The organism is Streptomyces kryoterrae, from assembly GCF_054072135.1.
Genome location: NZ_CM133358.1, coordinates 9,858,038 through 9,869,500, shown reverse-complemented (window position 1 = coordinate 9,869,500; position 11,463 = coordinate 9,858,038). Strand labels below are relative to the sequence as shown.

Sequence of the window (11,463 nt, the reverse complement as noted above, 5' to 3'; positions counted from 1 at the left end):
GCTTCTCCCTTTCTCCCTGATCTCCGTGGGGTCTCAGATGCCGAGTCGGGCGGCGAGCAGCTCCCGGTGGTACGACGGTGTGCCGAGCAGCACCTCGCAGCTCTTGGCCCGCTTGAGGTACAGGTGCGCGGGGTGCTCCCAGGTGAAGCCGATTCCGCCGTGGACCTGGATGTTGTCGGCGGCCACCCTGGTGAACGCCTCCGAGCAGAAGGTCTGCGCGAGGGCCGCCGTGATCGCGATCTCCGTCTCGTCGCCGCCGTCCAGGGCCCACAGTCCGCCGTACGCGGCCGAGCGGGCGGACTCGATCTCCATGAGCATGTCGGCACACTTGTGCTTGATCCCCTGGAACGAGCCGATGGGACGCCCGTACTGCTCGCGGATCTTCGCGTACTCCACGGCCGCGTCCAGGGCGGCCGACGCTCCCCCGACCTGTTCGGCGGCCAGCAGGACGGAGGCCGTGGCGAGGGTGCGTTCGAGGCCCGGCCATGCCGCGCCCTCGGTGCCCAGCAGACGGGCCGGGGTGTCCGCGAACTCCACCCTGGCCTGTTTGCGGGTCTGGTCCAGGGTGGGGAGAGGGGTGCGTGTGAGACCCTGCGCGCCGGCTGTCCCGACGGCGAAGAGGCTGATGCCGGAGGCGGTGCGGGCGGGGACCAGGAGCAGGTCGGCGAGGTGTCCGTCGGGGACGTATGTCTTCGCGCCGGTCAGCCGCCACCCGTCCGCCGTCTCACCCGCGGTGAGCCTGATGCCCTGCTCGTCCCAGCGACCGCTGTCCTCGGTGAGCGCGAGCGTGGCCACTGTGTCGCCCGAGGCGATGCCCGGGAGCAGATCGGTACGGGCGGCCTCGTCGTCGCAGCGCAGGAGTGCCTCGGCGGCCAGGGCGACGGTGGCGAGGTACGGCCCGCACAACAGGGCCCGGCCCGCCTCCTCGAAGACGATGCCGAGGTCGACGTAGCCGAAGCCGGAGCCGCCGTACTCCTCCGGCACGGTGAGCCCCTGCAGCCCGAGTTCGCCGGCCATCCGCCGCCACACGACGGGGTCGTGGCCCCGCGGGTCGGCGGCCAGGCGGCGCACCGCCGCCTCGTCGGAGTGCTTGGCGAGGAACGACCGTACGACCTTGCGCAGTTCGTCCTGCTCCTCGCTGAAGGTGAGATCCATGCCGGGCTTCCCGTCCTCGGTGCGAAGTTCGTCGGTGTTCCTGGGTGGGGCGTCACGTGCGGCCTGCTTGCCGCCCACCCCTCGATACAGTTAGATAATTATAGTATCCGCACTGAATACACCAGGAGCGCGACGTGACCGATCTCTACGCCCCGTTCACGAGCCTGACCTTCGAGCGGCCCGCGCCCGGCGTGCTCCGTATCGTGCTCGACGCACCGAACCTGAATGCCGTGGATCCTCGGATGCACGGCGAGCTGGCCGACATCTGGCCGGTCGTCGACCGGGACGAACAGACCCGAGCGGTGCTGGTCCAGGGGGCGGGCAGGGCGTTCTCGGCGGGCGGCACCTTCGACTCCATCGAGGCCATGACCGAGGACTACGCGGTGCGCGCCCGGGTGATGCGCGAGGCCCGGGACATGGTCTACGGCGTGATCAACTGTTCCAAGCCGGTGGTCTCCGCGATCCACGGCCCGGCGGTGGGTGCGGGGCTGGTCATCGGCATGCTGGCGGACGTTTCCGTCGCCGCCCGCACGGCGAAGATCGTCGACGGGCACACCCGCCTCGGGGTGGCGGCCGGCGACCATGCCGCCATCTGCTGGCCGTTGCTGTGCGGCATGGCCAAGGCCAAGTACTACCTGCTCACCTGCGAGACGCTCACCGGGGAGGAGGCCGAGCGGATCGGGCTGGTCTCGAAATGCGTGGACGACGAGAACGTGCACGCCGAGGCCCTGCGCGTCGCGACCGCCCTGGCGGCCGGACCGGCCAGCGCCATCAGCTGGACCAAGCGGTCCCTCAACCACTGGTACCGCACCGCGCAGCCGCTCTTCGAGGCCTCGCTCGGGCTGGAGTTCTTCGGCTTCGGGGGGCATGAGGTCGTCGAGGGGCTGGCGGCTCACCGCGACAAGCGCACCCCGGACTTCGCGGGCGTGGCCGACAAGAACCCGCTCGACCTGTGAACACCTGCGACTGAACACCTGCGCCCACCCGTGACCGTCCGTGACTTCCGTACGAGAGGAACCGAGCATGTCACCGCAGCAGACCACCACCGAAGTCGCCCCGCTGGTACGGGGGTTGACCTACGAGGAGATGCCGGTGGGCCAGGTCTTCCGGACCGCCCGCCGCACCGTCACCGAGACCGATCTCGTCAACTTCGTCACCTGGGGCGGCTTCAACGAGCCCCTCTTCTGGGACGCCTCGCACGCCGCGGACGGCGGGTACACCGGGCGACTCGTGCCGGGGGCCCTGACGTACTGCATCGCCGAAGGGCTCGTCCTGCAGACGAACGTGCTGCACGGCACGGGCCTCGCCTTCCTGCACATGGAACTCACGGTCCAGGGGCCGGTGTACGTCGGCGACACCCTGTACGCCGTCGTGGAGACCACAGAATCGCGGCCCTCCGGCAAGCCCGGCCGGGGCGTGGTGACCAGCCGGATCACCGTCCGCAACCAGCGGGACGAGGACGTGCTCGTCTACACCCCGGTCCGGCTGATCCGCGGCAAGGACTACGAGGCCCCGGCGCCGTGAGCCCGCGGCTCGGCCGGCACCAGGCGCAGACCGGTGGCGCGACCCGCTTCGGGTGCGTTCGTGTCGGCGAAGGCGCCACAGTGCAGCCAGTCGGCGGGAATCGGGGGGCGCGGCTCGGGCTCGTGGTCCGGGACCGCCATCGCGTACAGGCGGGTGTAGCGGAACTTGGCCTCCAGGTTGTCGAGGACCGACCAGTACTCGTAGCCGCAGACGTCCACGCCGGCCGCGACGAGTCCCGCCAGCCAGGAGAGCCGGGCGCGCAGCAGGGCCAGGCGCCGGGTGTCGTCGCTGTGGCCCGTGTCGTCGACCAGGTCCAGATCGCCCATGCCGTTGTCCACGACGGACAGCGGTGGCAGTAGCGCCCCGTACAGCTCGTACAGGCCGGCGACGGCGTCGGCGAGGCCTTCGGGGATGATCGGCCAGCCGAAGGCGGTGGTCTCCACGTCCTCGAAGGGGACGATCGCGAAACCGAGGCCCACGAGAAGGCGGTTGACCTCGTTGAGGGCGCTCTGACAGTGCGCGGTCGGCAGCACGCGGGGCAGGTTCTCCGGTGCGGTGACGCGGAACGGCGTGTGCCAGGACAGACACAGCAGGTCCTGGGCGGTGGCGATGGTCTCCAGGTCGCCCGGGCGTACGCAGCCGGTGGCCTCCACCGGTGAGACGTCGTCCTCGGTCACCATGTGCCCGCCGAGCAGCAGGGGGTCGAGGAAGAGGCGGTTGGTCCAGCTCTCCAGGCGTTCCAGGGCCAGGCGGTCGTAGGGGTCGTCGGTGGCCGCGTAGCCGCCGACGAGGGTGACCGTGGTGCCGATCCGGCCGCTCACGCCGACGGCCCCGAGAGCCTGGGTCGCGAGTGCGTTGGCGAGCAGGATGTGGTGGACGGTGGGCAGTCCCGCCCGGCCGGTGCCCCGGCCCGGTGAGTACATTCCCGCCACGTGGTCGGCGAGTGTGGGACCGGCCAGATCGGTCGAGGTGATCCAGCGTTCCACCCGGTCGCCGAAGCGCCGGCCCAACTCGGCGGCGTACTCGGCGAAGCGTTCGGCGGTGTCGCGGGCGAGCCAGCCCCCCGCCGCGTCCAGCCATGGCGGCAGTGACCGGTCGAAGAGCGTGAGGCTCGGACGTGTCCCGTGCGCGAGCAGGGAGTCGAGCGCGCGGTCACAGCGGTCCAGGGCAGCCTGGTCCCAGCTGCCGGGAGCGTCGGGCTGGAGCTGCGGCCATCCGGCGACCATGCGATGTGTGTCCGCGGTGACGCCGGTCAGCTGCCGGAGGTCGTCGGTCCACTGCCGGAAGTGTCCGCCGCGCTCGGGCGGCGGCGGCAGCGGAGTCGCGACGGTGTCGGCGGTGGCGACCCCCCAGTCGACACCACGGAGGGATTCGTGCAGGAAACCATCGCTCATGGCTACCGCCCAGCGGTGAAATGGTTCAGCGCATTCAACTGAATGCCCGCCGACCGGACGCTAACACTTCGAAGAAACTACGACAATGTTTCGGCCAGATCTCGACGCCTACGACCCGAGTGGCCGGAACTCCTCCTCCTGCCACCAGGGGTAGACGGGCGGCATGTCCTTGCTGACCCTTCCCGGGAAGGCGGGCGGCCTCTTGGCCAGGAACGACTGGACGCCCTCCACGGGGTCGGGGCCGCCGCCGATCTGGCTCATGATCCGCGAGTCGAGACGGTGTGCGGCCATCGGGTGGGGTTCGCCGAGCATCCGCCACATCATCTGGCGCGAGAGGGCGACCGAGATCGCCGAGGTGTTCTCGGCGATCTCCCGGGCGAGCGCGTACGCGGCGGGCAGCAGCTCCTCCGGCGGGTGGACGGAGCGAACCAGTCCGGCCGCCAGTGCCTCGTCGGGGCCGAAGACGCGGCCGGTCGCCACCCATTCCATGGCCCGTTGCATACCCACGGCCCGCGGCAAAAACCAGCCGGCCGCGGACTCCGGCACGATGCCGCGGCGCGCGAAGACGAAGCCGAACTTCGCCGAGGTCGACGCCAGCCGGATGTCCATGGGCAGGGTCATGCTGGCCCCGACACCCGCCGCCGGGCCGTTGATCGCCGCGATGACCGGCTTGGTGGAGGAGAAGATCCGCAGCGCGACCCGGCCGCCGGTGTCCCGGTGCCATTCACCCGCCTTGCGGTGGTCGAAGGACGAACCGCCGGAGCTGACGTCGGCCCCCGCACAGAACCCGCGCCCGGCACCGGTCACCACGATCACCCGTACGTCGTCGTCGGCGTCGGCCGCGTCCAGGACGTCGAGCAGGTCGGCCATCATCCGGGGGTTGAAGGCGTTGAGTTTCTCGGGCCGGTTCAGCGTGACGGTGAGGATCCGGTCCGCCACCTCGGCCCGCACGGTCTCGTACTCCTGCTCCGGCATACATGCCCTCCCTCGGCCTCGCCGCATCTGCGGGCGGTTCCCTGCAGACGTTCCCCGCACGCTTAATTAGTTATACCATTCAACTCTACTGACTCTTTCTGGATTGCGGCGGTGAGTGTGGACATGGCGGATCTGGTGGTGACGTCCCGTGGTCCGGTCCGGCTGATCGAGCTGAACCGGCCCGACCAGCTCAACTCGATGAGCGAGGAGCTGCACTCCGGTCTCGCGTCGGTCTGGGAGGAGGTCGCCGACGATCCCGAGGCGCGGGTGGTGGTGCTCACCGGGCGCGGCCGGGCGTTCAGCGCGGGGGGCGACTTCGGCATCATGACCCGGGTCCAGCGCGAGAGCGCCTTCCGGCAGCAGAACGTCGACGAGGCCCGGCGGATCATCACCGGCATGGTCCGCTGCCCGCTGCCGGTGATCGCGGCGGTCAACGGCCCCGCCGTCGGCCTCGGCTGCAGCCTGGCCCTGCTCAGCGACCTCGTACTGATCGCCGACGACGCCTACGTGGCCGATCCGCACGTCCAGGTGGGGCTGGTCGCGGGCGACGGCGGGGCTCTTGTGCTGCCTCTGCTGGTCGGCCTGACCCGGGCGAAGGAACTGCTGTTCCTCGGCGACCGGGTGAGCGCCGAGGACGCGGTCCGGCTCGGCATCGCCAACCGCGCCGTGCCGAAGGACAAGCTCCTGGACGAGGCCATGGACCTCGCCGGACGGCTGGCCGCGCTGCCCGCGCAGGCGCTGCGCGAGACCAAGCGCGCGGTGAACCTGCATCTGGAGCAGGCGCTCGCGACGGTGCTGGAACCGGCCCTGCTCGCCGAGCGGGACAGCATGCGCTCACCGGACCACATCGCCCTCGTCGAGAAGATCATCGCGTCTCGCGAGAGCCGCCGAGCCGGTGGGGAGGGCTGAGGCATGGACTTCGCGTTCAGCGAGGAGCAGGAGGAACTGGGGCGCACGGTACGGGCGTTCCTCGCGGCCACCTCGCCGGAGACCGAGGTGCGGCGGCTGATGGAGACCCCGGAGGGCTTCGACCCGGCGCTGTGGCGCAGGATGGGCTCGGAACTCGGTCTTCAGGGGCTGGCCGTTCCGGAGGAGTACGGCGGTGCCGGGTGCGGGCCCGTCGAAGTGGGCGTGGTCATGGAGGAGATGGGCCGTGCGCTGCTGTGCGCGCCGTTCCTGTCCTCGGCCGTGCTCGCGACGACCACGCTGCTGCGCAGCGCCGACGAGGACGCCCGCAAAAGCCTGCTGCCGGGCCTGGCCTCCGGCGAACTCGTCGGGACGCTGGCCCTGACCGAGGACTCCGCCCGCTGGGATACGGCGGGGATCCGCCTCACCGCCCGGGAAAGCAACGGGAGTTGGCGGCTCACCGGGCACAAGGTGTTCGTCCTCGACGGCGCCACCGCCGATGTCGTCCTCACCGTCGCCCGTACCGACGACGGTATCGGGGTCTTCTGCGTGGACGGCGACGCGGCCGGCCTGGCCCGTGAGCCGCTGCCCACGATGGACCCGACCCGCAGGCAGGCGCGCCTCGACTACCACGACGTGCCGGCCACCCGGCTGCGTACCCACACCGGCGGCTGGGACCTGGTGGCCGAGGTGCTCGACCGGGCCGCGGTGGCGCTCGCCGCCGAGCAGGTCGGGGTGGCCTCCCGGGCGCTGGACATGGCGGTCGAGTACGCCAAGGTGCGGCACCAGTTCGGGCGGCCCATCGGCTCCTTCCAGGCCGTGAAGCACCTGCTGGCCGACGTCCTCCTGGAGGTGGAGTCGGCTCGGGCCGCCGCGCACTACGCACTGCTCGCCGCCGGGAACGAGGACCCTGGGCTGTCCGCCGCCGCGAGCCTCGCCAAGGCGTTCTGTTCCGACGCCTGTGTGCAGGCGGCGGAGCAGAACATCCAGGTCCACGGCGGTATCGGCTTCACCTGGGAGCACCCGGCCCACCTGTATCTGAAGCGGGCCAGGACATCACACTTGCTGTTCGGCGATCCGGCGTATCACCGAGAGCTGCTGGCGCGACGCATCGGCATGAGCACGGGAGAAGGAGCGGCATGAAGATCGACGGCAAGCTCGGTGTCTGGGGCATCGCCGAGGTGGTCGAGGAGGCCCGGCACCACGAGAAGGCCGGCTACGACGGCCTGTGGGCGTCGGAGTCCAAGCACGACCCCTTCCTGCCGCTGCTGCTCGCTGCCGAGCACACCGACCGGCTGGAGGTCGGCACGGCCATCGCGGTGGCGTTCGCCCGCTCCCCCATGCAACTCGCGTACACCGCCCACGACTTGCAGACCTACGCGGGAGGGCGGTTCTCGCTCGGCCTCGGCAGCCAGATCAAACCGCACATCGAGCGGCGCTTCGACATGCCGTGGAGCCGGCCCGCGGCCCGTATGCGGGAGTACGTGAGCGCGCTGCACGCGATCTGGGCGGCCTGGAACGAGGGCGAGAGACTCAATTTCCGGGGCGACTTCTACTCGCACACGCTGATGTCCCCGTTCTTCTCTCCCCCGCCCGCGCCCGGCGGCCCGCCCAAGGTGTTCGTGGCCGCGGTCGGCGAGGCGATGACCCGGGTGGCGGGCGAGGTCGCCGACGGGCTCCTGGCGCACGGCTTCACCACCGAGCGGTATCTGCGGGAGGTGACCCTGCCGACCGTCGAGGCGGGGCTGGCCGCCTCCGGCCGTACACGCGGCGACTTCTCCGTCTCCCATCTGCTGTTGACCGCGACCGGCCGCACGGAGGAGGAGATGGCCCGGGCGATCGACGGCACCCGTGCCCAGATCGCCTTCTACGGCAGCACGCCCGCCTATCGCGGGGTGCTGGAGCTGCACGGCTGGGGTGAACTCGGCGACGAGCTGCACGCTTTGTCGACGTCCCGGCGCGAGGACAAGTGGGAGGCGATGAGCGGACTCGTCGACGACGAGGTGCTGCACACCTTCGCGGTGGTGGCGGAGCCGGATCGCGTGGCGGGCGAGATCCGGCGCAGGTACGGGTCGTTGGTCGACCGGGTGTCCTTCTACGCCGCGTACGAGACCGACCCCGAGGTGTGGGAGCCGATCGTGCGGGAGCTGCGCGACAGCTGAACCCTCGTACCGCCGCATGCGGCCTCGTACAGCGTCGTGCGGCCTTGTGAATTGCCTGCGTTCATCGGTGATCTCCGTCGTACGCTGACGTCCGACGTCCGCCGAGGAAGGACCACGCATGGGGATCCGTAGCCTGACCCGTACCGAAGCCGAGCGCCGGGCCGGGCCACTGGCGGTCGAGCGGTACGACGTGGACATCGATCTCACCGGTCTGTCCGAAGGGCCGGAGGTCCGGTGCGTGTCCACGGTGACGTTCACGTGTCGTGAGCCGGGCGCGGAGACCTTCGTGGACTGCGCGGCCGAGATCCGCAGCGCCACGCTGAACGGCGTCGCCCTCGCCTCCACCGGAGAGGGCGGCCGTATTCCCCTGCCCGGCCTGGCCGAGCACAACGTGCTGCGCGTGGAGAGCGTGCAGGCCGACACGGCCACGGGCGAGGGCGTGCACAAGGCGATCGACCCCGCGGACGGCGAGGTCTACGTGTGGATGAGCTTCGAACCGGACGAGGCCCGGTTCGTGTGGGCGTGTTTCGACCAGCCCGACCTGAAGGCTCCGCACGCCATCACCGTCACGGCCCCGACCGCGTGGACCGTCACCAGCAACTCCGGTGACGCGCGCGTCGAGGAGCTGGACTCGGCCCGCCGCTGGACCTTCCCGGACACCCCGCCCCTGTCGGTGTACAACACCGTCGTCAACGCGGGCCCCTTCCACGAGGTCCGCCGCGAGGCCGACGGTCACGACCTCGGCCTGTACGCCCGCCGCTCGCTCGCCGAGGTCCTCGACCGCGACGCCGACGAGATCTTCACCCTCACCCGCCAGGGCCTCGCCTTCTACGGCGAGGTCTTCGCGATGCCGTTCCCGCAGCGCGGGTACGACCAGGTGTTCATGCCCGAGTTCGGCGGGGCGATGGAGAACTACGGCTGCGTGACCTGGTCCGACGCGTACCTGCGGCGGGCCACGCCGACGCCCGCCGAGCGCGAGCTGTTCGCCAAGGTGCTGCTGCACGAGATGGCGCACATGTGGTTCGGCAACATCGTCACGATGCGCTGGTGGGACGACCTCTGGCTGAACGAGGCGTTCGCGGAGTTCGCCTGCCACTGGGCCGCCGAGCGCGCCACCCGGTACACCGACGCCTGGGCGAGCCACCTGGTGGGCAACAAGCTCTCCGCGTATCTGTCCGACCAGGGCCCGGTGTCCCACCCGATCCACCAGCCCATCCACGATGTCGCCCAGGCAGCGTCGATCTTCGACAACATCACCTACCCCAAGGGCGCCTCCGTCCTCCAACAGCTCATGACGTACGTCGGCGAAGACAGCTTCAGGGCCGGCATGGCCGACTACTTCGCCCGCCACGCATGGGGCAACACCACTCTGCAGGACCTGATCGTCGCCCTCTCCGAGGCGAGTGGACGCGATCTGGACGCCTGGCGGACGGCCTGGCTGGAGACGGCGGGCACCGACCGCTTCCTGCTGGAGCATGACGGCGAGTCCGTCACCCTGGTGGCGGTCGGCACGCCGCGTCCGCAGGTACTCGCGGTGGGCGCCTATGACAGGAACGGCGAGGCACTGGAACGCAGCGCGCTCGTGCGGGTCGAGGTGACGCAGGCCCGCACCCCGGTCGGCGGCCTCCCGCCGACGGCGGACGTCCTGCTGGTCAACGACGAGGACCTGACCTTCGCCACGACCCGACCGGACCCCACGACCAGGGACGCGCTGCTGCGTGCGGCCTCGGAGCTGCCCACGGCCATCTCGCGGGGCGTGGCCGCGGCCACCGTGTGGGACATGCTGATGACCGGTGAGGCCACTGCGGCCGAAGCCGGGCGGTGTATGACCGCTGTCCTGGCGATCGAGACGTCCGACGCCGTCATCGAGCCGTATGTGAACCTCGCCGCGAACATCGCCGAACTGTGGGCGCCGCCCGCCGAACGCGCCGGCCTGACGGACGCGGTGGCGGCGGCCTGCCGTCGTCTCGCCGCGAACCCCGGACGCCGTCAGGTCGCGCTGCGCGGGCTGGCCCGTACCGCGACGGACGCGGACGACCTGGCCTGGCTCCGTGAACAGGCGGGCGACGACGTGGACCTGCGCTGGCGTGCGCTGGTCCGTGAGGCGGAACTGGGCGGGGACGTCTCGGCCGAGGCCGCCCGCCTGCTCGAAAGCGACCCGGACCCGGACGCCTGGGTCCGCGCCCTCACCGTACGAGCCGCCCTGCCCGACGCCGCGACGAAGGCGGAGGTCTGGCAGCAACTGGCCCTGGACCGCGTTCTCCCCGTCAGCTCGGTCCACCATGTGGCCGCGGCCTTCTGGCGCCCCGACCAGGAGACCCTGCTGGCGCCCTACGCGCAGGAATACCTGGGGTTGATCGCCGAGATGGACCGGGGCGGAATGATCCAGGCAATGGTGTACACCAGCCACCTCTTCCCACCGCACGCCATCGACCACGCGTACATCGAAAGGGCCCAGAAGGCGTCCCAGGAGGCCGCCCCCGTGGTCCGCGCCACGCTGCTGGAACGGTCTGACGCGATCAGCCGCATGCTCCGCGCCCGCACCCGGAGTTCCTGACCGGCGGCCGCGCGCCGAGGGGTCGGGTCAGCCGAGCAGGTCCAGGACGGTGGTCATGGACCTGTTCTGCAGCAGGTAGTCCTCCGCCTCCTGGAGGTGCAGGCGCCAGAGCTCCTCGGCGGCCTCGGTCCGGCGCGCGGCCACCAGGTCGACGAGCGCGCCGTGGGCGCGGAACCCCCGGCGGTTGGCCCGTACGTTCTCGGGGCTGCCGGCGTCGAGGTCGACGTGGGACCAGTTCGCCTGGTCGATGATGTGCCGGACCATGCCGTTGAGAACGCCGAGCGTCTCGTTGCCCGCCAGTTCGACGACGAGGGCGTGGAACTCCATGTGGGCCCGGATGAACGCCGACGGATCGTCCATGAGAGCCTCGGCCTCGGCGACGGCGGCCCGCAGCCGCTCCAGGTCCCCGTCCGTGCGCCGCCCGGCCAGCAGACCGGCGCACGGGGCCTCGATGACCGTACGGGCGTCGTACACGTCCTTGAGGGTGGTGCCCCGGTATTCGAGGACCACCCCGGCGTAGCGTGCCGCGACCGTGCCTTCCGGGGTCTGCACCCGCGCCCCGCCCCGGGCGCCCCTGCGCACGCTGATCAGCGACTCCGACTCCAGGACCCGGAACGCCTCGCGCAGTGTCGGCCGGGACACGGCGAACTCCGCCATCAGCGCGGTCTCGGCCGGCAGCGCCTCCCCCTCGGCCAGTTCCCCGCGCACGATCTTGCGGCGCAGCTGTGCCGCCACCAGCTCGGCCATCTTGGGGACCCGTACCGGCGTGTTCGCCACGGCGTCCATCTCC

Annotated in this window: 10 protein-coding genes; 6 read left to right on the top strand and 4 right to left on the bottom strand. The window is 71.0% G+C overall.

All coding sequences use genetic code 11. The annotated features are described in order from the left end of the window. Nucleotides 1-33: 33 nt before the first annotated feature. The gene (locus ACW4TU_RS43975; protein ID WP_457422987.1) at nucleotides 34-1,155 is read right to left on the bottom strand and encodes an acyl-CoA dehydrogenase family protein; all 1,122 of its coding nucleotides are present in this window, start codon (nucleotides 1,153-1,155) and stop codon (nucleotides 34-36) included. Between the two features lie 134 nt (nucleotides 1,156-1,289). On the opposite strand from ACW4TU_RS43975, the gene ACW4TU_RS43970 reads away from it, so the two are divergent. Next, nucleotides 1,290-2,111 (top strand): enoyl-CoA hydratase/isomerase family protein, encoded by an 822-nt coding sequence (locus ACW4TU_RS43970; RefSeq protein WP_457422986.1) that lies wholly within the window; start codon nucleotides 1,290-1,292, stop codon nucleotides 2,109-2,111. Between the two features lie 67 nt (nucleotides 2,112-2,178). Then, nucleotides 2,179-2,679: a MaoC/PaaZ C-terminal domain-containing protein gene (locus ACW4TU_RS43965; RefSeq protein WP_457422984.1), complete on the top strand. Its 501-nt coding sequence runs from the start codon at nucleotides 2,179-2,181 to the stop codon at nucleotides 2,677-2,679. On the opposite strand, the gene ACW4TU_RS43960 is transcribed toward ACW4TU_RS43965, so the two are convergent. Continuing rightward, nucleotides 2,658-4,073 carry a family 1 glycosylhydrolase gene (locus ACW4TU_RS43960; RefSeq protein WP_457422982.1) on the bottom strand — a complete coding sequence of 472 codons (1,416 nt, stop codon included), beginning with the start codon at nucleotides 4,071-4,073 and terminating at the stop codon, nucleotides 2,658-2,660. The two genes, ACW4TU_RS43965 and ACW4TU_RS43960, sit on opposite strands and share 22 nt — an antisense overlap. 108 nt (nucleotides 4,074-4,181) lie before the next feature. Then, nucleotides 4,182-5,048 carry a crotonase/enoyl-CoA hydratase family protein gene (locus ACW4TU_RS43955; protein WP_457422980.1) on the bottom strand — a complete coding sequence of 289 codons (867 nt, stop codon included), beginning with the start codon at nucleotides 5,046-5,048 and terminating at the stop codon, nucleotides 4,182-4,184. A gap of 111 nt (nucleotides 5,049-5,159) precedes the next feature. On the opposite strand from ACW4TU_RS43955, the gene ACW4TU_RS43950 reads away from it, so the two are divergent. From ACW4TU_RS43950 to pepN, 4 genes are all read left to right on the top strand, one after another. Then, the gene (locus ACW4TU_RS43950; RefSeq protein ID WP_457422979.1) at nucleotides 5,160-5,957 is read left to right on the top strand and encodes an enoyl-CoA hydratase/isomerase family protein; all 798 of its coding nucleotides are present in this window, start codon (nucleotides 5,160-5,162) and stop codon (nucleotides 5,955-5,957) included. A gap of 3 nt (nucleotides 5,958-5,960) precedes the next feature. Then, the gene (locus ACW4TU_RS43945) at nucleotides 5,961-7,097 is read left to right on the top strand and encodes an acyl-CoA dehydrogenase family protein (RefSeq protein WP_457422978.1); all 1,137 of its coding nucleotides are present in this window, start codon (nucleotides 5,961-5,963) and stop codon (nucleotides 7,095-7,097) included. Continuing rightward, nucleotides 7,094-8,116, top strand: coding sequence for a TIGR03617 family F420-dependent LLM class oxidoreductase (locus ACW4TU_RS43940; protein WP_457422976.1), 1,023 nt, complete (start codon nucleotides 7,094-7,096; stop codon nucleotides 8,114-8,116). Before ACW4TU_RS43945 ends, ACW4TU_RS43940 begins: the two co-directional genes overlap by 4 nt. Before the next feature lie 118 nt (nucleotides 8,117-8,234). Further along, nucleotides 8,235-10,673: an aminopeptidase N gene (pepN, locus tag ACW4TU_RS43935; RefSeq protein WP_457422974.1), complete on the top strand. Its 2,439-nt coding sequence runs from the start codon at nucleotides 8,235-8,237 to the stop codon at nucleotides 10,671-10,673. A gap of 27 nt (nucleotides 10,674-10,700) precedes the next feature. Here the strand turns inward: pepN and ACW4TU_RS43930 are convergent, their stop codons facing one another. Then, nucleotides 10,701-11,459, bottom strand: coding sequence for a FadR/GntR family transcriptional regulator (locus tag ACW4TU_RS43930; protein ID WP_457422972.1), 759 nt, complete (start codon nucleotides 11,457-11,459; stop codon nucleotides 10,701-10,703). Between the last annotated feature and the right edge of the window lie 4 nt (nucleotides 11,460-11,463).

Coding starts and splice junctions, on each gene's coding strand:
- ACW4TU_RS43930 (WP_457422972.1), bottom strand. CDS start 11,459: ATGGACGCCGTGGCGAACACGCCGGTACGGGTCCCCAAGATGGCCGAG.
- ACW4TU_RS43975 (WP_457422987.1), bottom strand. CDS start 1,155: ATGGATCTCACCTTCAGCGAGGAGCAGGACGAACTGCGCAAGGTCGTA.
- ACW4TU_RS43960 (WP_457422982.1), bottom strand. CDS start 4,073: ATGAGCGATGGTTTCCTGCACGAATCCCTCCGTGGTGTCGACTGGGGG.
- ACW4TU_RS43965 (WP_457422984.1), top strand. CDS start 2,179: ATGTCACCGCAGCAGACCACCACCGAAGTCGCCCCGCTGGTACGGGGG.
- ACW4TU_RS43945 (WP_457422978.1), top strand. CDS start 5,961: ATGGACTTCGCGTTCAGCGAGGAGCAGGAGGAACTGGGGCGCACGGTA.
- ACW4TU_RS43955 (WP_457422980.1), bottom strand. CDS start 5,048: ATGCCGGAGCAGGAGTACGAGACCGTGCGGGCCGAGGTGGCGGACCGG.
- pepN (WP_457422974.1), top strand. CDS start 8,235: ATGGGGATCCGTAGCCTGACCCGTACCGAAGCCGAGCGCCGGGCCGGG.
- ACW4TU_RS43940 (WP_457422976.1), top strand. CDS start 7,094: ATGAAGATCGACGGCAAGCTCGGTGTCTGGGGCATCGCCGAGGTGGTC.